Source organism: Granulicella sp. 5B5 (assembly GCF_014083945.1).
Taxonomy (GTDB): Bacteria; Acidobacteriota; Terriglobia; order Terriglobales; family Acidobacteriaceae; genus Granulicella.
In genome coordinates, this window is the sequence record NZ_CP046444.1 from 3,530,175 (window position 1) to 3,554,263 (window position 24,089).

General features: G+C 61.6%; 24 protein-coding genes. 7 read left to right on the forward strand and 17 right to left on the reverse strand.

What is annotated here, in order from left to right; all coding sequences use genetic code 11:
- Positions 1-50 precede the first annotated feature (50 nt).
- The 5 genes from GOB94_RS14925 to GOB94_RS14945 all read right to left on the reverse strand — a co-directional run bounded on the left by GOB94_RS14925 (position 51) and on the right by GOB94_RS14945 (position 5,032).
- Positions 51-1,043, reverse strand: a complete 993-nt coding sequence (locus GOB94_RS14925; protein ID WP_182276650.1) for an FAD-dependent oxidoreductase — start codon at positions 1,041-1,043, stop codon at positions 51-53.
- 224 nt (positions 1,044-1,267) lie between these two features.
- The gene (locus tag GOB94_RS14930; protein WP_182276651.1) at positions 1,268-1,837 is read right to left on the reverse strand and encodes a hypothetical protein; all 570 of its coding nucleotides are present in this window, start codon (positions 1,835-1,837) and stop codon (positions 1,268-1,270) included.
- A gap of 70 nt (positions 1,838-1,907) precedes the next feature.
- Positions 1,908-3,743 carry a PHP domain-containing protein gene (locus GOB94_RS14935; protein WP_182278654.1) on the reverse strand — a complete coding sequence of 612 codons (1,836 nt, stop codon included), beginning with the start codon at positions 3,741-3,743 and terminating at the stop codon, positions 1,908-1,910.
- Between the two features lie 176 nt (positions 3,744-3,919).
- Entirely contained in the window at positions 3,920-4,135 is a 216-nt protein-coding gene (locus GOB94_RS14940) for a cold shock domain-containing protein (protein ID WP_182276652.1), read from the reverse strand.
- Between the two features lie 231 nt (positions 4,136-4,366).
- The gene (locus tag GOB94_RS14945) at positions 4,367-5,032 is read right to left on the reverse strand and encodes an NUDIX hydrolase (RefSeq protein ID WP_255484028.1); all 666 of its coding nucleotides are present in this window, start codon (positions 5,030-5,032) and stop codon (positions 4,367-4,369) included.
- A gap of 122 nt (positions 5,033-5,154) precedes the next feature.
- On the opposite strand from GOB94_RS14945, the gene bshC reads away from it, so the two are divergent.
- From bshC to GOB94_RS14965, 4 genes are all read left to right on the forward strand, one after another.
- Positions 5,155-6,861, forward strand: a complete 1,707-nt coding sequence (gene bshC, locus GOB94_RS14950; protein ID WP_182276653.1) for a bacillithiol biosynthesis cysteine-adding enzyme BshC — start codon at positions 5,155-5,157, stop codon at positions 6,859-6,861.
- Between the two features lie 275 nt (positions 6,862-7,136).
- The gene (locus tag GOB94_RS14955) at positions 7,137-7,358 is read left to right on the forward strand and encodes a superinfection immunity protein (protein ID WP_182276654.1); all 222 of its coding nucleotides are present in this window, start codon (positions 7,137-7,139) and stop codon (positions 7,356-7,358) included.
- Positions 7,359-7,517: 159 nt separating this feature from the next.
- Positions 7,518-7,826 (forward strand): hypothetical protein, encoded by a 309-nt coding sequence (locus GOB94_RS14960; protein ID WP_182276655.1) that lies wholly within the window; start codon positions 7,518-7,520, stop codon positions 7,824-7,826.
- Between the two features lie 254 nt (positions 7,827-8,080).
- Positions 8,081-9,910 carry an ABC-F family ATP-binding cassette domain-containing protein gene (locus tag GOB94_RS14965; protein ID WP_182276656.1) on the forward strand — a complete coding sequence of 610 codons (1,830 nt, stop codon included), beginning with the start codon at positions 8,081-8,083 and terminating at the stop codon, positions 9,908-9,910.
- Positions 9,911-9,916: 6 nt separating this feature from the next.
- Here GOB94_RS14965 and GOB94_RS14970 read toward each other — a convergent pair whose 3' ends face one another.
- The 7 genes from GOB94_RS14970 to GOB94_RS15000 all read right to left on the reverse strand — a co-directional run bounded on the left by GOB94_RS14970 (position 9,917) and on the right by GOB94_RS15000 (position 15,433).
- On the reverse strand, positions 9,917-11,191 hold the full coding sequence (locus GOB94_RS14970; RefSeq protein ID WP_182276657.1) for an amidohydrolase family protein: 1,275 nt from the start codon (positions 11,189-11,191) through the stop codon (positions 9,917-9,919).
- Positions 11,192-11,233: 42 nt separating this feature from the next.
- Positions 11,234-11,746 carry a DinB family protein gene (locus GOB94_RS14975; RefSeq protein WP_182276658.1) on the reverse strand — a complete coding sequence of 171 codons (513 nt, stop codon included), beginning with the start codon at positions 11,744-11,746 and terminating at the stop codon, positions 11,234-11,236.
- Between the two features lie 16 nt (positions 11,747-11,762).
- Positions 11,763-12,539 (reverse strand): enoyl-ACP reductase, encoded by a 777-nt coding sequence (locus GOB94_RS14980; protein ID WP_182276659.1) that lies wholly within the window; start codon positions 12,537-12,539, stop codon positions 11,763-11,765.
- Between the two features lie 86 nt (positions 12,540-12,625).
- Positions 12,626-13,012, reverse strand: coding sequence for an EVE domain-containing protein (locus GOB94_RS14985; protein ID WP_182276660.1), 387 nt, complete (start codon positions 13,010-13,012; stop codon positions 12,626-12,628).
- Positions 13,013-13,041: 29 nt separating this feature from the next.
- Complete coding sequence (murI, locus tag GOB94_RS14990; RefSeq protein WP_182276661.1) at positions 13,042-13,854, reverse strand: glutamate racemase; 813 nt, start codon at positions 13,852-13,854, stop codon at positions 13,042-13,044.
- Between the two features lie 2 nt (positions 13,855-13,856).
- Positions 13,857-14,528 carry a GerMN domain-containing protein gene (locus GOB94_RS14995; protein ID WP_255484030.1) on the reverse strand — a complete coding sequence of 224 codons (672 nt, stop codon included), beginning with the start codon at positions 14,526-14,528 and terminating at the stop codon, positions 13,857-13,859.
- A gap of 35 nt (positions 14,529-14,563) precedes the next feature.
- Positions 14,564-15,433, reverse strand: coding sequence for an N-acetylmuramoyl-L-alanine amidase (locus tag GOB94_RS15000; RefSeq protein ID WP_182276663.1), 870 nt, complete (start codon positions 15,431-15,433; stop codon positions 14,564-14,566).
- Between the two features lie 104 nt (positions 15,434-15,537).
- On the opposite strand from GOB94_RS15000, the gene ruvC reads away from it, so the two are divergent.
- Together ruvC and GOB94_RS15010 are read left to right on the forward strand one after the other, a co-directional pair.
- Positions 15,538-16,041, forward strand: coding sequence for a crossover junction endodeoxyribonuclease RuvC (gene ruvC / locus GOB94_RS15005; RefSeq protein ID WP_182276664.1), 504 nt, complete (start codon positions 15,538-15,540; stop codon positions 16,039-16,041).
- Positions 16,038-16,715, forward strand: a complete 678-nt coding sequence (locus GOB94_RS15010) for a hypothetical protein (protein WP_182276665.1) — start codon at positions 16,038-16,040, stop codon at positions 16,713-16,715. The genes ruvC and GOB94_RS15010 overlap by 4 nt, the downstream gene beginning before the upstream one ends.
- Here GOB94_RS15010 and rsmA read toward each other — a convergent pair.
- From rsmA to GOB94_RS15035, 5 genes are all read right to left on the reverse strand, one after another.
- Positions 16,679-17,485: a 16S rRNA (adenine(1518)-N(6)/adenine(1519)-N(6))-dimethyltransferase RsmA gene (gene rsmA, locus GOB94_RS15015; RefSeq protein WP_182276666.1), complete on the reverse strand. Its 807-nt coding sequence runs from the start codon at positions 17,483-17,485 to the stop codon at positions 16,679-16,681. The two genes, GOB94_RS15010 and rsmA, sit on opposite strands and share 37 nt — an antisense overlap.
- On the reverse strand, positions 17,482-18,840 hold the full coding sequence (locus GOB94_RS15020; RefSeq protein ID WP_255484032.1) for an amino acid permease: 1,359 nt from the start codon (positions 18,838-18,840) through the stop codon (positions 17,482-17,484). Before GOB94_RS15020 ends, rsmA begins: the two co-directional genes overlap by 4 nt.
- 74 nt (positions 18,841-18,914) lie before the next feature.
- Positions 18,915-20,513 (reverse strand): glycosyltransferase family 39 protein, encoded by a 1,599-nt coding sequence (locus GOB94_RS15025; RefSeq protein WP_182276668.1) that lies wholly within the window; start codon positions 20,511-20,513, stop codon positions 18,915-18,917.
- Positions 20,514-20,695: 182 nt separating this feature from the next.
- On the reverse strand, positions 20,696-22,696 hold the full coding sequence (gene uvrC, locus GOB94_RS15030) for an excinuclease ABC subunit UvrC (protein WP_182276669.1): 2,001 nt from the start codon (positions 22,694-22,696) through the stop codon (positions 20,696-20,698).
- Positions 22,697-22,992: 296 nt separating this feature from the next.
- Positions 22,993-23,217, reverse strand: coding sequence for a DUF3311 domain-containing protein (locus GOB94_RS15035; RefSeq protein ID WP_220464943.1), 225 nt, complete (start codon positions 23,215-23,217; stop codon positions 22,993-22,995).
- Between the two features lie 43 nt (positions 23,218-23,260).
- Between GOB94_RS15035 and mazG the strand changes: the two genes are divergently transcribed.
- A complete protein-coding gene (gene mazG / locus GOB94_RS15040; RefSeq protein WP_182276670.1) occupies positions 23,261-24,088 on the forward strand; it encodes a nucleoside triphosphate pyrophosphohydrolase in 828 nt (275 codons plus the stop codon).
- Position 24,089 lies beyond the last annotated feature (1 nt).

Sequence of the window (24,089 nt, forward strand, 5' to 3'; positions counted from 1 at the left end):
CTTCTGCGATTGTCATGTCAATCGCGCGAATATCGAAAACCCTGTGCGATTCAGCTCGCACGAAACCGCTGCGGTGCAAATGCGTCGAGCGTCACAACAGGCTCTTTGCCCTCGATCAGGTCGGCCACAATCTGTGCTGTCGCCGGCGCCAGCAGGATGCCGTTGCGAAAGTGTCCCGTCGCCCACAACACGTCGCCATCACGCCCAATTACCGGCAGCATGTCTGGCGTAGCGGGCCGCAGCCCAGCCCATGCCTCCACTATCGGCGCAGCCTGTTCATCGCTCAAAGCAGGCAGCAACTCTGCCGCCAGCGCACGCAACCGCTCCAGGTCGTCAGCATGCGTCGCTGTATCGAAGCCCGCATCTTCCACAGTCGCACCGATCACTGCTGTTCCGGCCTGCGGTCCTGCGGTGCGCGGCACCACGTACACGGCTTCGCTGCGGTGCACCTCACCGAGCGCGCGCAACTCCTCCGGCAGCGCAACCCGCAGCATCTGCCCCTTGCGCGGACTGACCGGCACACGCCCCTCCGGAGACAGTTTTCCAGCCCACGCACCCGCAGCCATGACTTTCGTCAGCCTTTTCAGGTTCGAGTCTTCCATGGGGCTTTCTTCGCGCAGATGGACGTCCGCAGCACGCGTCGCAGCCAGCAAAGCAACCGCTAGTTGTCGCGGATCCAGCGACATCTCTTCCAGCCGCGTCCGGCTTCCGTCGATTCCATGCTGCACCGCAATCCGCGTCTGGATCGGCACCGCTAACCCAGAGAGAGATTCAATCCGCGCCAGGAAGTCCGGATATAAATCCTTGCTGTACTTGGAGATATCGCGCAGCCCCGGCGGATTGTGCGGGTCCTCGGCAGCCAGCATCCCGGCTGCGGCCCACGACGCCTGCTCCATCGCCCGGCCCCGTTCAAACACCGTCGCCCGCACTCCGCGCCTCGCCAGCTCCAGCGCAATCGACAGTCCAATGATCCCGCCACCGGCGATCACAACAGGCTGCATGGAGATATCGGGGGGCAGGGCAGGGGTGGTACGGGCAGGCATGTGCCTCCATAGTAAGCCATTCTGTTGCTCTAAAAGCGAGGCAAAGCACCATGCGCGATTTTTCAACCAGACGCGTTTTCCCAGGCTACCGCCCGTACTACATTTAGTCCCTGAACGACCGATAAGTACATAGACACACGCACGTGAAAAAGAGCTGAGTAGACAGTAGTGGATAGACAAAAGGCCCGCATGCGCGGGCCTTCTTCTTTCACTACTGTCTGCCTCTAAGGCAGCTTGATCGTCTGCGGGTTCTGGTTACGCAGGCTGATCGTCAGCACTGCCGACTTCTTGTTGTGCCACGAAGCCTCGGTCATCCCCGGAAACAGCACCAGGACATTGCCCGTGCGTGTCTTGCCGGGGTCGATCTCATCGCCATCGTACAGTGGCGCGCCCAGGTAGCTGCCCAGTTTCGGGAATGTGCTCTCCAGCCGCCCGTAGTACTGCGGCGCCACGCCCGTCGCTTCTTCGGAGGTGCCGTCCGCGCTGGTTAGTGTCAGCGTCGTACCGGAGACGTACAGCGGCAGCCGCAGTTTGTCCGTCATGCTCACCGTCACCACCACATACAAATCGTCCTCTGCGCTGTTGGGGAGCCCCGCCACATGCACGCTGCTGTTGTTGGCAAACTCCGTATGGGGCGCGTAAAGATTCACGCGCTGCAGCTTCAGCTCCGCTGTTTTGCGAGGGTTCACTAGAAACACCACCACCGCGACAACGATCAGCACCAGAACGGAGATGATGATCGCGGGCATTACGCCGTGGTCAGGTTCAGGCACGAGCTTGAGATCGTAGGCCATGGCTTAGAGCATACCGTGGCCTAAGGTACTGCGGGACACAGAAACCGTGACGCAGTTTTCGAATTGCGCATTACCGAAGGCGGCGCAGGCTGGCGACCAATTTCTCCACCGGCAGGGTGTTCAGCAGGTCTGCTGCCGTCAGCCAGGCCCTCTTCAGCTGCACTATCCCGAACTCAATCTGATCCAACCCCGCCACGGAGTGGGCGTCCGTGTTCACCACCAGCTTGCACCCCTGCTCCTGCGCCAGCCGCATATTCAGGTCGCTCAGGTCGGAGCGTGCCGGGGCCGCGTTGTGCTCCACCGCCACACCCAGCTTCGCCGCGGCGGGCAGCAACACGCTCAGGTCGATCTTGTACGGCTCGCGCTCCAGCACTTTGCGCCCCGTCGGGTGCCCCAGGATGTGTACCTGCGGGTTCTCCGCCGCGCGCATCACCCTCGCTGTCACCTCCTCGGCCGTCTGGTTGAACCCCGAGTGCACGCTCGCCACTACGATATCCAGTTGCGCCAGCGTCTCGTCCTCCAGATCCAGCCTCCCATCCAGCAGGATGTCCACCTCCACCCCGGCGAGGATACGGAAGGGAACCGTCGGCTTCACCGGCTCCACAGCCTCACGAAGCTGCTGCTCATAGCGGGCCCACTGTGGCCCGCGCCCGGCGGCAAACTCCTCGGCCAGTTCCGCGCTCACCGCGCGGATGCGCTTCGCGTGCGCCAGCGCCCGCTTATCGTCCATGCCATTGGCCATCGCCAGCGCCTTCGAGTGGTCCGTGATCGCGATGTACTCCAGCCCCCGCGCAATCGCCCCTTCCGCCATCTCGCGGATCGAGTTCGACCCATCGCTCTCGGTCGTGTGCATATGCAGGTCGCCGCGAATGTCGGCGCGCTCGATCAGCTTCGGCAGAGTATGCGCCGCAGCAGCCTCAATCTCGCCACGGTTCTCCCGCATCTCCGGCGGAATGTACTCCAGCTCCAGCGCGTTATAGATCTCCGCCTCGGTCGCGGCGGCAACGATGGCGTTGTCCTCCAGCCGCAGCAGCGCATACTCGCTCAGCGTCATGCCGCGCTTGATCGCCCGCTGCCGCAGCGCCACGTTGTGCATCTTCGACCCCGTGAAGTACTGCAGCGCCGCCCCGTAGCTGGCTCGCGGCAGCAGCCGCACATCCACCTGCAGGTTGTTGCGCAGCGTAAAGCTCACCTTGTTCTGCCCCTTGGCTAGCAGCTTGTCGATCAGCGGCAACCCAGCCACATGTTCCACCGCAGCAGCCACCACCTCCGGCTCACACGCCGGCCCGGTCACCAGCAAGTCCAGGTCGCCACACGTCTCGCGTCCGCGCCGCAGAGACCCCGCCGGCGTAATCGTCTCAATCCCCTCAAACGCAAAGATCAGCCGGCTGATTCGCTCCGCAAACTCCTTTGCCACATCAATCCGAAACCGCGACGAGTTCTTCCGATAGTCCTCGATCCCCTTCAGCAGCTTGTCCGTAAACTTCTGCCCCATGCGCGGAAGCGGCAGCAGGCCGCCGCGCTTGGCCGCCTCTTCCAGCTCATCCAGGTTCGTTACCTGCAGAGCGCTATATACCAGCGCCACCGTCTTCGGGCCCATCCCCGGCAGCCGCAGCAGCTCCAGCATCGTTGCCCTGTACTTCGTCAGCAGCTCCTCACGCAGAGGCATCGTCCCCGTCGCCACCAGGTCGCGGATGTTCTGCGCCATCCCCTTGCCGATCCCCGGAATAGCCAGCAGTGCCTTCGGGTCGGCATCTGGCCCAGCCAGCGTCGCCAGTTGCGTCGTCTGCTGCTCCACTGCTTCGGCAGCCCGGCGGTAGCTCCGTATGCGAAACGCATCGCCCCCGTCGATCTCCAGCAGCGCGGCCGTCTCATCCAGCAGCCGTGCGATCGTGATGTTTTCCATCATCGTTCCCTGTCTTTCCGATTCAAGCCTTCACGCCCCAAACGCGATTGTAGCCGCCGACCGTGTGCAGTCGACTTAAACACAGAAGCCCCGCTCGCCTGGGCATCGTGCCACTCAGGCCTGCGGAGCTCCTCATCTTTTCGGATAATCTCGCTTTGCGCTTATCTCGCTTATCCTTAGACAGCCTTAGTTCGGGTTACCTGGTCTGCCTGCGGTCCTTTCGCTCCCTGGATGACGTCGAACTCCACCTCGTCGCCCTCCTTCAGGCTCTTGTATCCGTCCAACTGGATGGAGCTGTAATGAACGAACACGTCTGGCCCGTCCTCACGCCCTAGGAATCCGTATCCCTTTGCGTTATTGAACCACTTCACTACGCCTTTGTACTGTGCCATGAGTCTTTATTCCCGTCCAGTCATCGTTGCCTCCTGTCTGAAGACGACAGAAGGTTAGACTTTTAAGACGCGCACAGCATCCGTTTAGCTGCTTTCATCCTGTTGAAAACACACCAAAACGAACAGTTCGGTGAACAAATGGGCCTAACCCTCTTTTATTTCAGTAAGTATTGATCCGGTGAACTGTCACATTCCTGTCATCAAATAATCGGCACAAAACGCTCAATCTGCCTACGCAGGCAGCGCCTGCTTTGCCGCTCCTCCGTGCATCGACGCATACAGCAGAACCCCGATCAGCGTCTTCCCATCCTCGATCTTCCCGGCATGGATCATCGCCAGCACCTCAGACAGCGGCGTCATATGCAGCTCGATCTTCTCGTCGTCCTCAGGAGCCGCCTCCCCCAGCGTCAGGTCCGTCGCCAGCACGATGTTCATCGCCTCGCTCAGGAACCCTGGGCTCGCATAGTACTTCGTATGCAGCGACCACTTCTTCGCGCGGTAGCCTGTCTCTTCGATCAGCTCCCGCTTCGCCGCCGGGATCAGCTTCTCGCCCGGCTCAATGCGCCCCGCCGGCAGCTCCAGCAAAAACTTTCCCGCCGCATGACGATACTGCCGGATCAGCAGAATCCCCGGGTCCGCCGGGTTCGTCCTGTCGTCCACCGCAAGAATCACCGCCGACCCGTTGTGCCGGATCACATCGCGCTTCAGCACCTTGCCGCCGCCACCCGGTTCTGTTACTTCATCCCGAGTCACCCAGAACACACGGCTCTTGAACACCGTCTTCGACGACAGCACCTTCGCCTTGCCGCTCAGCTTCACCGGGGCTGTGGTTGCAGCGGCCTTCTTCGCCGCACTCTTCTTCGCCATCTTTGCAGGAGACTTCTTCTTCGTAGCCATCTTCTTAACCTAGCAGCAAGCCATCCTCCGCGAATCCCTGCATCGCACTTCCCGCCCGCGCATCCAAACTCCTGTTGTCCGCAACGCACCTTTCACTCCGGGATGAGAAACTGAATCCACCGATGACACCTGAGTGCCACCCCATCTCGACGCTGCCCGACACCACGCCGCTCTTCCGCGACTTCGCCGGACCCTCAGTGTCCGTGCCCGCCGGGCTCCGCCGCTGGTACCCCGCCGACCCCTTCAGCATGGATTGGGCGCACGTCGCGCCCACACTCTCGCCCGAGCACCGCAACCGCCTCGCCGACGCGCTCCTCCGCCAGACCGACCGCTTCGACGCCTCCGGCGCGGTCCTCGCCAACATCGAGCGCCTCAAGCACGGCGCCTCCGCCGTCGTCACCGGCCAGCAGGTCGGCCTCTTCGGCGGCCCGTTGCTCACGCTGCTCAAAGCCGCCACCGCCATCCGCAAGGCGCAGGACGCCACCCGCCTCACCGGCCGCGAGCACGTCCCCATCTTCTGGCTCGCCAGCGAAGACCACGATCTAGCCGAAGTCGACCAGGTCTCGCTCCTCAGCAAAACCGCCGTCGAAACCCTGCACCTCAACCTCGACGCCAGCAAGCCGCTCCCCGTCGGCGCGCGCGTCCTCGGCGACCGTGGCGACGAAGGCCACCATCGCCTCGCCGAAGAGCTGGACAAGGCCTGCGAACTTCTCGGCTGGGCGCCCATCTGCGATCTCCTTCGCGAGTGTTACACCCCCGGCGCAACCCTCGCCTCCGCCTTCGGCCGTCTCATCACCAAGCTCTTCGCGCCCTTCGGCCTCATCGTCATGGACGCCGCCTCCCGCGACTTCCACGCCCTTGGCGCCTCCACATTGCAGTACGCCATCGAGCACGCGGCTGAACTCGACGCCGCCCTCATCGCCCGCTCCCACGAGCTCCCCGCCGCCGGCTACCACGCGCAGGTACTCGTCTCTGAAGGCCACTCGCTCCTCTTTCTTCTCGAGCCTCAGGAAGGTGCCACGGCCAATGACCTGATGAAGCCCGCCGTCCGTCTCCCGCTCCGCCGCAATGCGCAAGGCGTCTGGAAGGCCGGCCCCCGCACCTACACCACCGTAGAACTCCTCGACATCCTCGCCACCGAGCCCGAGCGCCTCAGCCCCAATGCGCTCCTCCGCCCCGTCTTCCAGGACACCATCCTGCCCACCGCCGCCTATATCGGCGGCCCGGCCGAGATTGCCTACTTCGCGCAGTCCGCCGTCGTCTACGAGGCCATCTTCGGTTCTGACGGCAAACCAGGCCGCATCACCCCCGTCCTGCCGCGTCTCTCCGCCACGCTCATCGAGCCCGCCATCGCGCAGGTCATGCAGCAGCACGAGGTCACCTTCTCCCAGGTCATCGACGCGCTCTCCCACGGCAGCAAGACCCCCGCAGAGCTAGCCACGCGCCTCGGCGCCCGCGCCATGCCCATCGAAGCCAAGCGCAAGCTAGCCGCCGTCGGCAACGCCCTCGACACCGAGCTCACCGCCCTCACCGAGTACATGACCGCGATGTCCCCGGATCTTGGGAGATCGGCCACGATCTCCAGAAACAAGCTGCGTTACCAGATGAACCGCCTCCGCCGCATGGCCGCCAACTTCGAGCTCCAGAAGCAGGCCTCGCTCAACAAGCACGCCACGGCCATCGCGCTCAACCTCTACCCCGAAGGCCATCTGCAGGAGCGCCTCCTCGCCGGCATCTGGTTCCTCGCCCACCACGGCGACACCCTGCCCGCACTTCTCGTAGACCACGCCGCCCAGGAGTGCCCGGGTCACCGCGTCATCTTCCTCTAGCCCACGCTCTCCCTACCCATAAGCAAGGTCATCTCGACCGAAGTCCGCGCTTCTGCGGACGTAGCGGAGAGACCCCTGTATTGGCTGTTGCTGTTGTTCTTGCTGTTGTCCTTGTTGTTGCCCTTGCTATTGCCCTTGTTCTTGCCTTTCTTTCTGTCATTCCGAGCGCAGCGAGGAACCTGCTTCCCGCGCGCGAAGCGCGCAACCGAACCGCCCTCCCAAATTCCGGAACTTCCCCCAACCTCCTGCGTATCTATAAACGGAGGTTGTACGTCATGCATCTTCTCTTCGGTCTCTGCCTCATCCCCTTCGGCGCGATCCACTTCCTGCCTACCATCATTGCGGCGCTGCGCAACTCGCGCCACGTCGTCGCCATCTTCCTGCTGAACCTCTTCCTTGGCTGGACAGTCATCGGCTGGATCGTCGCCCTCATCTGGGCCATCACCAGCGAGCCCAAGTACCGCTACGCCTATGCCCCTTACGTCCGCCGCTACTAGGAACAGACCCATACCCTGTCATTCTGAGCGAAGCGGTTGCGCCTTTCGCAACCGCGCAGCCGAAGAACCCTGAGAGAGCCAGACTCGCCCACGCTCTCCGTCCCTTTCCAGCCAAAACGTGTCGCCCCGTTCTAAAATGTCCTTCGAGGCATTCGCACCATGGGACTGAGCGACCAACCCTTCGACGTAACCTGCCCCGATTGCGGCGGCATGATGACCATCGACCCCGTCAGCCGGGGCATCATCGCCCACACCCCCGCTCCCCGCAAAAAGACCTTCGAAGACTTCGGCCAGGCCGCGAAAGCCCTGAAGGAATCCGACGCCCGCCGCGAGTCCCTCTTCGCCCAGTCCATCCAGGCCGAAAAGAACAAGGACGACCTCATGGCCAAAAAGTTCGCCGAAGCCGTTAAGAAGGCCAAAGAATCCCCTCTCACCGGCAAACCCCTCCGCGACTTCGACCTCGACTGAGCCATACCGCCGTGGCGAAACGTGGCTGACTTCGCGCCCTTTGCGGGAACCAGCAACCGCTTGACACCGCCATTACAATAGAAGAGTAGGAACAACCCCGCCCAGGCGGGGTTTCGTCGTCTCCAGCTCTTTCCCAACTTGATCTCCGGCTAACGCGAAGTAACCATTTCAGTGGTTACGAGCCTAACCCCAATCCGCTGCGGATCTTAGCCCCAAAACCGGGGGAGGGTCGCCGCTCCGATACACTAGGACTGATGCCTCCAATTCTCAACGCACAAGGCGTGAGCAAGCGCTACGGTGCGACGCCGCTCTTCCAGAACATCTCCTTCGCCGTCAACGAGGGCGACCGCATCGGCCTCATCGGCCCCAACGGCGCTGGCAAGTCCACCCTGCTGGCCGTCCTGGCCGGCGAAACCGACCCCGACTCCGGCGACGTTGCCGTCCGCAAGCGCGCCCGCGTAGGCTACGTCCGCCAGGTCTCCGAGTACCCGAAGGGCGCCACCGCCCGCAGCGTCATCGAAGAGGCGCTCGACCGCACCGCCGTCCCCGCGAACGAGCACGAGCAGCGCCTCCGCGAAACCCTCGGCCGCGCCGGCTTCGCCGACGATGGAGCCGCCACCAGCATCCGCATGGACGCCGAGGCCGCCAGCCTCTCCGGCGGCTGGCGCAAACGCCTCGCCATCGCCGAGGCACTCGTCACCGACCCTGACGTGCTCCTGCTCGACGAGCCGACGAACCATCTCGACCTGGAAGGCATCGAGTGGCTCGAAGGTATGCTCCGCACCGCGCGCTTCGCCTGCGTCGTCGTCACCCACGACCGCTACTTCCTGGAGAACGTCGCCAGCGAGGTCGTCGAACTCAGCCGCGTCTACGCTGAAGGCGTCCTCCGAGTGCGAGGCACGTACTCCAAGTTTCTCGAAGGCCGCGAGCTCTACATGGAAGCCCAGACCAAGATGCAGGAGGGCCTCCGCAACCGCGTCAAGACCGAGATCGAATGGCTCCGCCGCGGCCCCAAAGCCCGGGCCACCAAGGCCAAAGCGCGCATCGACAACGCGCACGAGCTCATCGGCAAGCTCGCCGAAGTCGACGCCCGCACCCGCACCGCCAGCGCCGGCATCGAGTTCGCCGCCACCGATCGCCAGACCAAACGGCTCATCGAATTCGAAGACGTGACACTCGCACTCGGCGGCCGCGACATCGTAAAGAACGTCAGCTTCGGCCTGACCAACGGCCTGAAGCTCGGCCTCGTCGGCCCCAACGGCAGCGGCAAAACCACGCTGCTCCGCGCCATGTCAGGAGACCTCGCAGCCAGCGCAGGCACCATCAAGCGCGCCAACAGCCTGCGCATCGTCTACTTCTCGCAGATGCGCGAGATCGACGCCTCGCTCACACTTCGCCGCGCCCTCGCACCAGACTCGGATGCGGTGGTCTACCAGGACCGCGTCGTCCACGTAGCCAGCTACGCCGCGAAGTTCCTCTTCACCGGCGAGCAGCTGAATCAGCCCGTCGAACGGCTCAGCGGCGGTGAACGTGCCCGTGTCCTCATCGCGCGCCTGATGCTGCAACCAGCCGACGTGCTGATGCTCGACGAGCCGACCAACGACCTCGACATCCCCACGCTCGAGATCCTCGAAGAGTCGTTGCTGGAGTTCAAGGGCGCGCTGGTGCTGGTCACGCACGACCGCTACATGCTCGACCGCGTCTCCAATGTCGTCCTCGGTCTCGATGGCCGCACCCACGCCCAGCTCTTCGCCGACTACGCGCAATGGGAAGAGTGGAAGGGAACCGAGACCGACTACGCCGTCACCCAGCAGGCGAAGGCCAACAGCGAGCAAAAGGCTTCTGCGCCAACCTCAAGTAAGAAGAAGCTCAGCTACATGGAGCAGCGCGAGTTCGACGGCATCGAAGAGCGCGTGGACAAGGCCGATGCCCGCCTCTCAGCCGCGCACGACAAGCTCGAAGACCCCGCTGTCACCTCGAACGCCGAGCTGCTCACCGCAGCACTCGCCGAGATGGAAGCCGCCCAGGCCGAGCACGACGCCATCTACGCCCGCTGGGCTGAGCTGACCGAGAAGGCCGGCTGAAGACGGCTATTTCTTTACCAGCACCTCGCCGTTCTTCATCACGAAGAGCGGCGACTTCAGCACCGAGATGTCTTTGAGCGGGTCACCAGGAACTGCGATCACATCGGCGTAGAAGCCCGGCTTCAGTTGTCCGATCTCGTTCTCCCAGTGGAGCACCTTCGCGCCATTGATCAGTCCGGCGCGCAGCACATCCGCGTTGCTCATGCCGTACTTCACCATCAGCTCATACTCCCGAGCCTGGGTGCCATGCGGAAACGGGCCGACATCGGAACCTACGGCAAACGGTACGCCGGCTGCCATCTGCTTCTTGAACTGTTCAGTGTGATAGGCAAGCTCGCTTCGGTCATACGAGCCCAGTCCGCGCACCGGATGTTCGATGAAGTACTCCGAGATAGCAAACGTCGGCACCGCGTAGATCTGCTTCTCGTGCATCAGCTTCATAGTTTCAGTGGACAACTGATAAGCGTGGTCGATCGTACCCACACCTGCCTCCGCAGCATATAAAGCGCCTGGCTCGCCGGTGCAGTGCACACCGACAAACGACCCTGTCCGCTTGGCTTCCGCAACCGCTGCGGCAAGTTGCTCCTCGGTGTACTGATACGGCGTAGAGAAAACACCATCGACAAGGTGATCCGGCCCTGTTTCGTAGATCTTGGTGAAGTCTGCTCCGCCCTTGCGCTGCTCGCGCATCACCGTGATGATCTCGTCGGCCGAGTTCGCGTAGTCGGCATTGGAGAGCACATGCTGGTCTGGATTGAACCCGATCGCATCTTCATGGCCGCCAAGAATGTCGATGGCGTTGCAGCTCACGCGCATGCGCGGCCCTGGAATCTCACCGCGATTGATGGCATTGCGAACAGCGACATCCGCGCACTTAGCGCCTTCCGTACCCATGTCGCGTTCAGCTGTGAAGCCGGCCATGACATCCGCCTTTGCGGCAGCAGCGGCCGTCAGCGTGCGCGCAGGTACTGACTCTTCGACCGTCTGGAGATCCTCTGCCCCTGGATGCAGAAACAGGTGCGTATGCACATCGATGAGTCCGGGCATGAGCGTGGCATCGCCCAGGTCGATGACTTCAGCGCCATCAGGACGCGAGACGTGAGTCCCGGCTTCTTTGATCCGCGTGCCCTCGATCAGTACCTCTCCCGGCGAGAGCGTCCGGCCGTTGGCGACGTCCAGAATCCGTGCTGCATGCAGCACAACCAGCTTCGCTGGCGCAGGGGACTGCGCCGCAGATAAAGCAAAGGTTCCTAAAAGGAGCACACCGAAAAAAGTTTTCATGTTGCTGCGAGGATACTGCACAAGCTCTCCGCAGCAAAAGGGCTAACTCGGTATCCACTGCTCGTCGGCAGATGGCCCATAGAGCGCCGGCACCGGAATATCGAGCAGTCGCAGGTACACCCCGAGCTGGGATGTGTGATGAATCATGTGATCGAAGCACATGATTCGGAATGAAGCCGAGCGCGGCAGGCTGGAGATAAGCTGTTCGCCGAAGCTGAAGCGCCATATCGCAGAGAGGTGCTCATCGCTGGCTGCGGCGATGGCCGCACGGCACTTTGAGGAACACTCATCCAGCTGCTTCAGGCAGTCTTCACGCGACTCGAAGACCAGCGACATGTGCTCGCGCGTCGAGTTTGCCATGTCCATCCCCGGATCTTCCAGGATGTAGTAGCCGAACATCGTGATCGTTGCGCAATGCATCGCCAGCTTGCCTATCTTCATGGACTTCGCATGCGGCGCCCAGTCGGTCTTGTCCTCCGGCACGCGCTCCAGCGTTCGGCGCGTGTTGGAAACCTCGGTGTCGAAGTCCTGCAGCAGAATCTCAGCGATGGTCATAGAGCCTCCAAAAGAGCTAGATGCCGGTGATGTTGAAGCCGCAGTCGACGAACATCACCTCGCCGGTAATGCCGCTGGCCAGATCGCTGGCGAGGAACAGCGCGGTCTTACCGACCTCGGACTGCTCAACGTTGCGGTGCAGCGGAGCGCGCTCGCTCGTCTTGTCCAGCATCACTTGCAGGTCACCGATGCCGCGTGCTGCAAGCGTTTTGATCGCCCCAGCCGAAATCGCGTTTACGCGGATGTTCTTTCCGCCCAGCGATGCCGCAAGGTAACGGACAGCCGCTTCCAGCGCTGCCTTGGCCACACCCATCACGTTGTAATTTGGGAAGACCTTGTCGCTGCCGTAATGCGTCATCGTTATGATCGATCCGCCCTCGGTCATCAGCGGAGTCGCAGCCCGGGCCACCGCGATCAGCGAATAGACGCTGATGTCCTGTGCCATCGCGAAGTCTTCCCGCTTGGTCAGCAGGAAGTCGTTCTTCATCGCATCGGCAGGAGCAAAGGCAACCGAATGGACGAGTATATGGACCACAGGAAACGCAGCCGCAATCTCCTGGAACGCGGTCTCAATTTCGCTATCCTTGGTTACGTCCATCTGGATGGCGCGCGCTTTGCCCGTCTGGCCGAGCTCCGCGATCAGGTCTTCCGACTCCTTCTTCAACCGCTCGCTCTGGTAGCAGAGCACAAGTGTGGCCCCTGCTGCGGCAAGTTTCTCTGCGATGGCGTAAGCGATGCTGCGTTTGTTGGCGACGCCAAGTACTACGGCGACTTTGCCCTTCATATCGATCATGATCTCTTCGACTCCTGGCGCATGGGCGTTCCCCACGCGGCGTTGCAAACGAGGGTAAGAATAGCAGTTTGGTGCGAACTTTGTGTCTAGCTGTGGACAAGCCAGTCAAACTGCTCATCCGTCAGCGGTACAACCGACAGACGAAACTGGCGGAACATGATCGACCCCTGGAAGACGCCTGCTTCGCGGATCTCCGCAAGTGGCTTCTCACGCTTCAGGCGCTTGCCCGCCTTCAGCAGCACCAGCGGCATCTTCGGGTTCTCGGGGTCGGCTTTCACTGAAACCACCTTGGCCGTCCCGACCGCCGCCTTGCCGACGTTCGAATGGTAGATCACGCACTGCTCGCCCGGCTTCATGTTGCGCAACGTAATCAACGCCTGCGCGTTGGAGATGCCGTCCCAGAGGGTCTCGCCATCCCGCAGCAGGTCGTCGTAAGAGTACTTGTCAGGTTCGGACTTCAGTAGATAGTGCATAGCTGCTCCCAGTGTATTCGTCTCCGCTGCTAACCGCCCAGATCGAGGTGCTGAACATCCTCAATCTGCCGGCCCAGAAACAGGCTTCCCAGCCGCCGGAACTTCTCCACCGAGTCCGTCGCGAAGCACTCAAAGGTCGCCTCTCCCTGCCGTACCGCCTCTCGTGCAGACACAACACGTTCCACCTCTGCTGCGGTGGCTTCAGCCGAATCGATCACCTCTGCCGTCGACCCCAGTTTTCGCAGCATCGCCGTAATCTGCGCCTCGATCAACGGATAGTGCGTACAGCCGAGCAGCACAGCTTTTGGCTCGCCCTTACCGAGCGCCTCTGTTAGATAAATCTTCAGCACGTCCTGCGTGACAGGGTGGTCGATCCAACCCTCTTCGACCAGCGGTACCAGCAGCGGACAAGCCTTCTCCGTCGCACGCAACCCCACCGATTCGCTCAGCCGTGCATAGGAGTGCGACTGCACCGTCGCCGCCGTTGCGAGCACCAGCACCTCGCTGGCAGGATGCCGTTCCTGCGCAGCGCGGACCACTGGTTCGATCACGCCAACGACCGGAATCTTGACCGCCGCCTTGATCTCGTCCAGTGCCAGCGCTGTCGCGGTATTGCAGGCAATCACCAGATATTCTGCGCCTCTGTCTCCCAGAAATCGGGCGCTCTCCACGGCATAGCGCGCAATCGTCGCCTGCGACTTCGCGCCGTAAGGCAGGCGCGCCGTGTCACCAAGGTAGAGATAATGTGCACCGCCAATGCGTGGCAGCAGCGCGCGAAGCACCGTCAGCCCGCCAAAGCCGGAGTCGAACACGCCCAGAACCGGGCCTTGCCTGGAAGACATCGTCAGTTGCCGCCTCCATCATCTGTGGCTGTGGCGGTATCGCGCGAACGATACGTTCGCATCAGGTCTGCGTGCCCGGCCAGCGCCTCCCGCGACGCGCCGTCCACCAGAAACCGCACCTGCTCAATCTGTGGCAGGTTCGCATGTAGCGTTCCAATAATCGACCGTAGCGTCAACGATTCGACCTCTACGCCCGAGGGATGCTGGTCGACGAAGCTGCTGCGCAGGTCCACAACCGCGAGCTCGCCTCCGGGAGTTCGCGGTTGCAGCCCGACCCCGTCGGCAGGCGCCACAAGCACCGTGGCCTTGCGGTCCGGATGCAGAGCCGAAGGCGTGTTTGTCACGGTGTAACCCACCACCGGTAACGGCACCAGAAACACCTCATTCACGGCAGCTCCAGGCTGCAGTGGGTGCGCAGAGCCCGGCTGCGAGTACTGTGCGATCAGGTGGTCGATTAAAGCGCGTGCGCGGGCCGTCGTGTCGGTGGGCAGAGCAATCTCTCTTTGTCCCGCGTGGATTTCGCCATCATTGTCATTGGCGAAGTCCATGGTCACAGGCTCGGTCGTCGCAGTCGGTGCATCCAACGGCATCTGGTCTCCGAGCCGCAGCACGCGGTCGCGCGCTCGCTGCCGTTCCACCACCAGCACCGCGGTCATCGCAACAATGCAGGCCACGAGGCACCAGAATACGATGCGTTGATGTCTCTGGATCATGGATGCTCCCCTGAAGCGGTTGTCGCGTGGCCGCCTGCATTCGGTTCTGCAGTCTTCGGCCGTCCCAGTGTGTTAGGCAGGCGTGGCGGAGGTTGCACCTGTTTGGCCCATGCTTCCAAAGCTCCGGCAATCCCAATCGCAACACGCTGCTGGTAGGAGGGATCGTTCACCGAACTCACATCTTCGCCTTCGGGTGCCAACTCGACAATGACTGCCGGGCACGTCAGCGAGTCTACTGGCCGCACGGAGGCGCGTCCGCTGATGCGTGGCACCCCGGTCTCCTGCAGCGCCTGGCCTAATTGTCGGCTCAGTTGTGCACTCAGAGAAACCCACGCTGTCTGCGCGGTCTGCCATGGCAGGACAGGAGCTTCGGCGGATACTCCGTCCAGTTCTGACGTGTAGAGATGCACCCCATGCCCGCTGCCCGCAGCGTGCAACAGCAAGCACGCAGAGGCACGCGCACTATTGGCAATCCCTGCGCGGTCATCTGAGGACATCGGAACAGGTGCAGCTCCCGCAGTAGCAGGTTTATTGGCTGCATCTCCAACCCGCGTCATCACCACCGTAAACCCTCGGGCCTGCAGCGCAGCCTGCAACCTCAAGGCCAACGCCAGCGTAACGTCCTTCTCCAGCAGTGTACTGCCTCCCGGCGCGCTGATGCGGGCTCCGGTATCCGCACCTCCGTGGGCCGCGTCCAACACAACGGTCATCTTGTTCATCACGCCTGGCAGTAGCGTGCCCGCATCGGCCGCCGTGGGCCGTGTCACCACCACGGGCTTGCCATCTTGCGCCTGGACCGTCATCGCTGCCAGCGCTGCGCCCAGCAGAGCATGTGCCCACAGTCGCCTGTAGGCTGTCGATCTCATCGTGCAGAAGCGTGACTGGCTCACCATTTTATCCACCGGGTTGATTGTAACGGGTGATGTACGGTGGCTGATTTCTCCACTGGCGTGGAGTTAGACTTGTAGCCATGCGTGTCTTCGGAATCGACTGCGGCACGGAGTACACCGGCTATGGCGTGGTGGAAGCCGCCGAGACGCCGCGCGGCTCGAGGCTCCGGTATCTCTGCGCGGGCGCCGTCAAGCTATCGAAGAAGGACCACACCCCCGTGCGGCTCGCGCAGGTCTATGCGGAGCTTACAACGCTGCTCCAGCAATGGCAGCCTCACGTCGTCGCCATTGAAGAGGTCTTCTTCTCCGCCAACGCCAAGAGCGCCCTCAAACTCGGCCAGGTACGCGGCGTAGCCATGCTCGCTGCTGCGAACTGCGGGCTCCCCGTCGCCGAGTATGCTCCACTCAGCATCAAAAGCGCTGTCGTCGGCTACGGTCTTGCGGCCAAGGAGCAGGTACAGTTCATGGTGGCGCGCCTTCTCGAACTCGAAGAAGCACCCAAACCCGCCGACGCCGCCGATGCTCTCGCCATCGCCATCTGCCACATCCACCACGCTCAGACCGAGGAGAATCTGCGCAGATGACTCCTCCGTACGCATGGGCCTTGTCCTTCCTCCTGCTGCCATTCGGACCTCAGCAGGCAGCGCCTGTCCCGCCGCCCGGCTCAGGTGACCTCTCCAGCTTCGAACTCGACTGGCCCCAGGCCCCAGTTCCCCATTGGTCCATCGAGATCGCCGCGGACGGAAAAGGCCGTTACGATCTGCTCTCCAAAGGTGCCCGGCCCTCGGCAACCACCATGCAACCGATTGTCGTCACACCCGCCACGGTATCCCGTCTACGCGGTGGCTACCACGCGGTTAAGCGCGGCTCCTGCGAAACCCGTTCCAAAGGCCTCGCGAAGACCGGAGTGAAGCACATCGCCTACACCTTCGGGAGCCCCGATGCCTGGTCGTCCTGCACATTCAATTATTCGGACGATAAGGCTCTCATGGACGCGGTTGCCACCTTTCAGGCCATCGCGGAGACGATGCAGTTCGGCGTCACCCTCGAACACCAACACCGCTACGACCGCCTCGGCCTCGACGCTACCATCGACAATCTGTCCGTCGAGGTGAAGGACGGCCGCGCCATCGAGATGCAGAACATCGCGCCGGTCCTGCAGTCCATTGTCGAAGATGACCGCGTCATCGAACGAGCCCGCCGAAAGGCCGCGCGCCTGCTTCAGCCATCGGACTCACCGGCTTCCAGCGCGCAGTAAAGCTTCGCTATCAACTCCAGAGGCACAGCCTCGGAGCGCACCTGCGGCGCCAGCCCTTCAGGCCACGCCTCTGCAAGCGTGGTCGTGCTGTAACCCGCTACACGAAGGTTGTTCATCAGTGTCTTACGCTTCTGCGCAAAGCTCGCCCTCAAAAAACGGTTGAACGCAACCGGTTCCACGCCGAGTTCCACAAACCGCGGCGCAAACTCCAGCCGCAGCACGGTCGAGTAGACATCCGGCGGCGGCGAAAATGCACTCGGCGGCAGCGTAAACAGGTTGGTCACTTGCGCGTGCATCTGCGTCGCCGCGGAGAGTGCGCCATACTCACTCGTGCCCGGAGTTGCTGCAATCCGTTCCGCGACCTCTCGCTGCATCATCACCACCGCGCGCGACACAACTCCTCCCCGCGCCGCGTCATACAGCTTCAGCAGAATGTCAGAGGTGATGTAGTACGGCAGGTTTCCCACCACATCGATGCTCGAACCCTCGGCCAGTACAGCCAGGTCGGCACGCAGGATATCCTCGTTGTGGATCGTCACATGCGGGTCGTTGCGAAACCGGAAGGTCAGCTTGCGAGCCAACGCCGGGTCGAACTCCACGCAATGCAGACGACGACAACGTGTCGCCAGTAAAGCCGTTATCGCACCGTGCCCCGGCCCAATCTCAACCACGGTCCGCTCACGAGCGTCGCCAAGCGACTCCGCAATCCGCAGGCAGGCATTCTCATCCACCAGAAAGTTTTGCCCGAGCTTGGGCTTCTTCGCACTCACATCTCTATTGTGCCTGTTGTCTTCTGCCTGCGTTGAAACAGGTAGTGCACCGGGATTCCAGCCAGGATCACAGCCGCGCCAATCAGCGAGTTACGAGGCTGGTCAATAAAACTGAACACCAGTAGCGCCAGCGCCGCCAGCATGAACAATGCCGGCACCACCGGATATCCACTCACACGGTATGGACGCGGCGTCTCCGGTTCACGCGCGCGAAAGACAAAGACCGTCGCCGTCGTTAGCGCATAAAACAGCCACTCCGAAAAGATCGCCAGTGAAAACAGCGCCTGAAACTTGCCGATCGCCAATAGTAACAACGTGCTCAGTACAGCCTGCATCAACAGGCTCACCCACGGTGTATGAAACCTCGGATGAATCTTCGCCAGAGGGGAAGGGAAGAGCCTGTCCTGCGCGGCGGCAAAAGGCACGCGAGCACCCGACAGCGAGCTCCCCACAAACGTCGCGCAGATGCTGACGGCCATCCCGATCGAAACCAGCGCCGCCCCAGCGTTACCTGCCACCAGCCGCAGCGCATCGGCCGCCGGCCGGTCTGCTGCGGCAATCACTCCCGCGGGCAGAACATACTGGATTGCGGCATTGGTCAGCATATACAGCCCGCCCACAATGGCCACGCCGCCCACCAGCGCAATCGGCATCGCCCGCTGCGGCTCTTTCACCTCGCCGGCCATCTGCGACACATCGCTCCACCCGTCATACGCCCACAGCGCCGCAATCAACGCCACCATAAAGCCCGCGATGCCACCGCGCGCACCGCTGAAGCTCGTCGTAAAGTTGTGCCAGCTGCCGTGCCGTAAGCTCGTAAAGCAGAAGCCCGCAATCACCACGATCATCAGCACCTTCAGCCACGTCAGCACAGTCTGCACATTGGCCGACTCCAGCGTACTCACAATATTCAGCCCGGTAATCAGCCACGTCGCGGCAATCGCCAGTACCTGGCTCCACAGCAGGTGTGCAATCGCCTCCGTCCCTAGAAAGCTGAACGCCGAAAACGTCCCAAGCACCCGCAACAGCCCCGCCGCAATCGTCGCAATCGAAGCCGGCTTAGCAATCGTCGTCCAGGTCCACGTATAAAGAAAAGCTGTCAGTGGCCCATAAGCATCGTATAGAAACGCATACTCGCCGCCCACGCGCGGCTTCATCGCCGCAAGCTCCGCATAGCTCATCGCCCCAAACAGCGACAGCAGCCCACCCGTGATCCACACCAGGTACACCATCCGTGAGCTGCCCACGGCGGCCATCATCTCGCGCGGCACCAGAAAGATTCCAGAGCCGATAATGATGCCCACCACAATGGCCATCGCGTTCTTCGTGCTCAGAACGCGAGGCAACTTAAGCATCGTGTCACTGGTTTTTGCGGTCATTGCGACGAGAGTATCAGATAGACTTGAGCTGCCCGCCACTCAATATCACGCTAGTAATAAAACCGTTCGTCTACCCAGTGGAACGGGGCCGTCGGCTTGCGCCCCCGCAACACCCAAACTCCGCGATGCTGCTCAAAGGGCATCGCCCACGGGCTCGTAATCTTGCCGATGTACTGCGTGCTCTCGTACTTCGTCTCCAGCTCAGCCTTGGAGTCGCTCACCACAGCGATCGCCACATTCGCATCGCAGCCGTGCGTGCCCCACATCCAGTAGCTGTTCTGCCCGCTGATCGCAGGCGGCAACCCGGGTTGTTCGCGCGGCCCCAGAAAATCAATCGCACCTGCCAGCCCGTAGTCGCCGCCGAAGATGCACACCCTCTTCTGTTCCTCCGGTGTCAGCGTCCGATACGCCCGCACCACTGTATCCACCTCTTCGTTCCATCCAAAGCGGTCAGCAAAAAACTGCGGCAGCGGTCCCGTTGACATTGTCTCGTCCTTCACGCTGCGCAGACGCATGGCATGCGTATAGCTCACCCATTGCGCCGGCGGCAGCACTGGAGAAGCCATCGGCAGAATCAACAATCCCGTCACCAGCAGAAGCCCCTCCAAAACGGGGAAGCCCACCAACCGCTCCTCAAACACCCACCGCGAGAGCGCATAACGCCGCTCCCACGCCACGCCGCCTGCCGCAAACAACGCCGGATAGATGCTCTCAAGGTAGTAGTCCTTGGCGTGCATCGCGTCCATGATGACGTAGAAGAACACGTACGCCAGCCCCAGCCATCGTCCCTCGCGAATCGACTTCGCCCGCAGCAGCGACACCAGCCCCACCATCCACACCAGAATATTCAACGGCCCCAGCATGGCGAACTGTGCCAGGAAGAAATGCAGTGGATCGAGCACTGTGTTCTTCCCGCCTTCCCGCCCATTGCGCAAAAACTCCAGCGTTGGCCAATGGTTATGGATCTGCCACACTACATTCGGCAGAGCAATCGCAACCATCAGCGCTATTCCCATCAGCGTCCCGCCCGACCAGAGCACACGCCGCTGTCGGGTACAAAGCAGCCCCAGCCCCACTGCAATGAGAAAGAACGTCATCGACGGTTTGTTCAACAAGCCCACACCCGCAGAGACACCAAAGATGGTCCACCACAACCAGGGCTTTCCGTTGCGCAGCATCATGCAGATAGCCAGCGTGCAAACCATCCAGAACACCGGCTCAAACGAGTTCATCGAAAGAAACCCATCGACGCCGATATACTGCGGCGTCAGCAGTATGGCGAACATTGCCAGCGCCTGTCCCGAGCCGCGTCCCCCCATCGCCCATACCAGAAGCCCCGTCAGAAAGACCGTCGCCGCGCCCGCCAACGCCGAAAGCACGCGTATCCCGAAGATCGAGTTGCCGAAGAGCATCTCGCCCAGCCGAGCCTGCAGCGCCACAATCGGCCCGTGATCTACAAATCCCCACGCCAAATGATGCCCACACGCGAGATAGTAAAACTCGTCTCGAAAGTAGCCGTAGCCAAGATGCGTTGTCCACAGGGTCAACACAAACTGCAGCAACAGTTTGATGGCGGCAAACAGCGCAGCCAGCTTCAAGGCAGCACGCAGAGTAGGGTCTGTAGGGCGCACAATTGTGGTCGTCGTCATGGCGATGTTCCTTTATACGCGTGCGCGCGGAACCAGGTTCCCTCTCTTTCCACTAGATTGCCTGAAATAGTTTTAAACCTAACAAAGCGCACACACATGGCTCTTCCGCATAGCGCGAACAATGGTTTAACGCGGCTTCCAGTGCGCGAGCCCGCTGCGTGTCACGCCTTCTCAACGGGTAGCTAGCCCTCGTTGCGAATCTGCACGAGATCTTCTCTGTTGCTCTCTGCGTCTTCTGCAAAGTGGTTTTGGATCTTCTTAGCCGTCGCCTTGTTCACCACGGCCATCAGCGAGTCAGGATTTTTCTCCGCGGCTTGCTTCAGCGCGCGTACGCTCCCAAAGTGCTCTAACAGCCGCTGCCGCGTTCGAGGTCCTACTCCCGGTATCTCATCCAGTTCACTCACGCGGTCGCGCATCTCGCGACGTTTGCGATGGTACGTCACTGCAAACCGGTGGCTCTCATCGCGGATCTTCTGGATCACATGCAGCACTGGCGACCGCCGGTCGAGCACCACCGGATCGTCCTCCTGTCCATGCACGTAGATGATCTCCTCGCGCTTGGCGATCGACGCCAGAGGCTGCGTCGTCATGCCAATCTCCTCCAGCGCCGCAGCAGCAGCATGCAACTGCCCCAACCCGCCGTCAATCAGCACCAGCGACGGCATAACCTTGCCGTCTTCCTGCAACCGCTTGTACCGCCGATGGATGATCTCCCGCATCGCCGCAAAGTCATCCACACCGCTCACCGTCTTCACTTGAAACTTACGGTAGTCGGCCTTTTTCATCGCGCCGTTCTCCCACACCACCATCGACGCGACTGTTTCCGCGCCCTGAATGTGCGAGATATCGAAGCACTCAATCCGCTCCGGGGGCTCCGCCAGCGTCAACGCATCCTGCAGTGCCTCCTGCATCCGCTGGATGCTCGGCTGCAGCACGCGAAACCGCTGATCGTACGACTGCTTGGCGTTCAAACACGCCAGGTCCACCAGCGAGCGCTTCTCGCCGCGCTGCGGTGCCGCAATCTCAATCTTGTGCCCGCTGCGCTCACGCAGAGCATCGGCCAGCAACTCGCGGTCCGGAAAGTCTACCGGCACATAGATGCTCTTCGGCACGTATCCCTGGTCGAGGTACAACTGCTTCAGCAGGGCAGAGAAAAATGCCGCCGGCGAAAACGCCACCTCCTCCTCCGGCTCCGCCAGCACTGAGTACTGCTCCGCCGCACCTTCATCTCCATCGGCATCAGGTGCGGAAGTCGTCGGCACTGGCTCCATCTCGGGATCGGTTTCGGTCTCATCCGCCGGTTCCAGCAGCGCTACGTCTGCCAAATCCTCCCAGAACATCTCGCGCCGGTCCACCACCTTGCCGCCCCGCATATGAAAGAGGTTCACTGCGAGCATGTCTTTCTCAAAGTGGAAGCCGAATACATCGGCATCTTCGTCACCGGGCGACGCGATGCGCTGCCGGTCCTGCGCCTGGCTCACGGTAATCAACTGGTCCCGCAGTTTTGCAGCGAGTTCGAATTGCATCGCCTCGGCGGCAGCCTCCATGCGCTCCGTCAGCCGCGCCTCCAACTCTCCGCTCTTGCCTTCCAAAAACAACTGCACATCGCGGATCGCCTGCCTGTACTCCTCTTCGGTAACGAACCCTTCCACACACGGCCCCAGGCACCGCTTGATGTAGTACTGCAAACAAGCCCGCGGATGATACCGGTTCAGGTCCACCTTGCAGCTTGGGATCAGGAAGCTGCGATGGATCACATCCACCAGCCGGTGCGCCAGGTTGCCGGGAAAGTACGGCCCGTAGTACGCGCCACCATCCTTGCGCAGACGCCGCGTCACAAACACCTTGGGGTGCTTGTCGCCCAGCGTCAGCTTCACATACGGATACGTTTTGTCATCCCGCAACAGAATGTTGAACCGCGGCTTGCGCTGCTTGATCAGGTTGTTCTCAAGCGCCAGCGCCTCGTGCTCATTTGCTACCGTGATGTACTCAAGATCGACGGCCTCGCGCATCAGCGATCCGGTCTTCTGGTTCGCGAGCTGGTTGGCTTTCAGAAAGTACGAGCGAACCCGCGACCGCAGGTTCTTCGCCTTGCCCACATAGATGACCTCGCCCTCCGCGTTCTTATAGAGGTAGCAGCCGGGCCCTGTCGGCAACGTCCGAATTTTCTCGTTCAGATCCATGAAGGGAGGGCTTGTCTATGCAGCCTTTGGCTATCCAACTTCCTTGCAATCCGCACAGAGATGCAGTCAAGTAGATGCGCATCTCTCAGTATAGTTTCTCTGTGGCTCCCCACTAAGATCACCCGCCTGCAGCACATCGACCACATCGCTTTTGACGTCAGGTCTTTACCGCGCTCCAGCATGAGCGCTATGCCATCGTCGAGCCAGCGCCCGTTTTTGCACTTCTGGAAGCAAGGTTGCCCTTACTTCAACATCCTCGGCCCTGACGGCGAGCGCCTTGAGTTCAACCAGATCCTCTAGCTCGCCTCTTTTAGACGGCGATACACCGCATACAGCAGCAGGGAAGTCACCACCACCCACACAAACTGATACCAGTAGAAGAATGGGAACCCCAGCAGCACCGGTGTGGTTCTCGCATACATGCTCGGGAAGCACAGCCCGGCATACGGCAGCAGCAACATCACGATTACCGGCCAGCCCATCTTTCGCCGCCGCTGCGTCGCCACCGTCTCGTCTGCCATGCTCAAGATATTAACACCCTGTGACCTCAAGTAAGCTGTATAGATGGCAGAAGACTTCGCAGACGGCTCCCGCGGCTCCGGCCCAGCGCTCCAGCATGCAGCCGAGATCATGGCCCGTCTGCGTGCGCCCAACGGCTGTCCCTGGGACCGCGAACAGACCTTCGACACCATCAAGCGGCACACGCTCGAAGAGACCTACGAGGTCTTCGACGCCATCGAGCGCCGCGCCTGGCCCGACCTCAAAGACGAGCTCGGCGATCTCCTCCTGCAGATCCTCTTCTACGCACAGATGGCCGCCGAAGCCGGCCACTTCACCCTGCGCGACGTCGCCGAAAACCTTTCCGCCAAGCTCATCCGCCGCCACCCACATATCTTCCCCGACGAAAGCGGTGCAACCGTCGCCGCCACCGACAGCGGAGCTGTCCTGCGCAACTGGGAGCAGATCAAGCTTGAAGAAAAGAAGTCGAAGCCAGCTTCGACCTCACTGCTCGACGAAGTGTCCCGCACCATGCCCGCTACGTTCGAAGCCTCCAAGCTCAGCTCCAAGGCCGCCAAGGTAGGCTTCGACTGGCCGGATGTCCAAGGCATCCTCAACAAACTCGAAGAGGAGACCACGGAGTTCGAGCACGAGCTGAACATCGGCGATCTTCAAGCCGCTAGTCACGAGTTCGGCGACATGATGTTCACTATGATGAATATTGCAAGGTCTCTCAACATCGACGCCGAGTCCGCTCTGCGCCACACCAACGCCAAGTTTCGCGCCCGTTTTGCGGCGATGGAGCAGGCCGCAGGCGGTACCGAAGCGCTCCACGGCAAACCCACCGACGAACTCGAAGCCCTCTGGTCACAGGCCAAACAGCAGGAGAAGTAGT

Bases quoted from the DNA above. Each gene is read 5' to 3' on its own strand.
- GOB94_RS15020 (WP_255484032.1), bottom strand. From the start codon at position 18,840: ATGCTTAAGTTGCCTCGCGTTCTGAGCACGAAGAACGCGATGGCCATT.
- GOB94_RS14930 (WP_182276651.1), bottom strand. From the start codon at position 1,837: ATGGCCTACGATCTCAAGCTCGTGCCTGAACCTGACCACGGCGTAATG.
- mazG (WP_182276670.1), top strand. From the start codon at position 23,261: ATGGCAGAAGACTTCGCAGACGGCTCCCGCGGCTCCGGCCCAGCGCTC.
- GOB94_RS14960 (WP_182276655.1), top strand. From the start codon at position 7,518: ATGGGACTGAGCGACCAACCCTTCGACGTAACCTGCCCCGATTGCGGC.
- GOB94_RS14985 (WP_182276660.1), bottom strand. From the start codon at position 13,012: ATGCACTATCTACTGAAGTCCGAACCTGACAAGTACTCTTACGACGAC.
- GOB94_RS14935 (WP_182278654.1), bottom strand. From the start codon at position 3,743: ATGGAAAACATCACGATCGCACGGCTGCTGGATGAGACGGCCGCGCTG.
- GOB94_RS14925 (WP_182276650.1), bottom strand. From the start codon at position 1,043: ATGCCTGCCCGTACCACCCCTGCCCTGCCCCCCGATATCTCCATGCAG.
- GOB94_RS14955 (WP_182276654.1), top strand. From the start codon at position 7,137: ATGCATCTTCTCTTCGGTCTCTGCCTCATCCCCTTCGGCGCGATCCAC.
- GOB94_RS14970 (WP_182276657.1), bottom strand. From the start codon at position 11,191: ATGAAAACTTTTTTCGGTGTGCTCCTTTTAGGAACCTTTGCTTTATCT.
- GOB94_RS14965 (WP_182276656.1), top strand. From the start codon at position 8,081: ATGCCTCCAATTCTCAACGCACAAGGCGTGAGCAAGCGCTACGGTGCG.
- uvrC (WP_182276669.1), bottom strand. From the start codon at position 22,696: ATGGATCTGAACGAGAAAATTCGGACGTTGCCGACAGGGCCCGGCTGC.
- ruvC (WP_182276664.1), top strand. From the start codon at position 15,538: ATGCGTGTCTTCGGAATCGACTGCGGCACGGAGTACACCGGCTATGGC.
- GOB94_RS15035 (WP_220464943.1), bottom strand. From the start codon at position 23,217: ATGGCAGACGAGACGGTGGCGACGCAGCGGCGGCGAAAGATGGGCTGG.
- GOB94_RS15025 (WP_182276668.1), bottom strand. From the start codon at position 20,513: ATGACGACGACCACAATTGTGCGCCCTACAGACCCTACTCTGCGTGCT.
- GOB94_RS14975 (WP_182276658.1), bottom strand. From the start codon at position 11,746: ATGACCATCGCTGAGATTCTGCTGCAGGACTTCGACACCGAGGTTTCC.
- GOB94_RS14940 (WP_182276652.1), bottom strand. From the start codon at position 4,135: ATGGCACAGTACAAAGGCGTAGTGAAGTGGTTCAATAACGCAAAGGGA.
- GOB94_RS15010 (WP_182276665.1), top strand. From the start codon at position 16,038: ATGACTCCTCCGTACGCATGGGCCTTGTCCTTCCTCCTGCTGCCATTC.
- GOB94_RS15000 (WP_182276663.1), bottom strand. From the start codon at position 15,433: ATGAGATCGACAGCCTACAGGCGACTGTGGGCACATGCTCTGCTGGGC.
- bshC (WP_182276653.1), top strand. From the start codon at position 5,155: ATGACACCTGAGTGCCACCCCATCTCGACGCTGCCCGACACCACGCCG.
- murI (WP_182276661.1), bottom strand. From the start codon at position 13,854: ATGTCTTCCAGGCAAGGCCCGGTTCTGGGCGTGTTCGACTCCGGCTTT.
- GOB94_RS14980 (WP_182276659.1), bottom strand. From the start codon at position 12,539: ATGATCGATATGAAGGGCAAAGTCGCCGTAGTACTTGGCGTCGCCAAC.
- GOB94_RS14945 (WP_255484028.1), bottom strand. From the start codon at position 5,032: ATGGCTACGAAGAAGAAGTCTCCTGCAAAGATGGCGAAGAAGAGTGCG.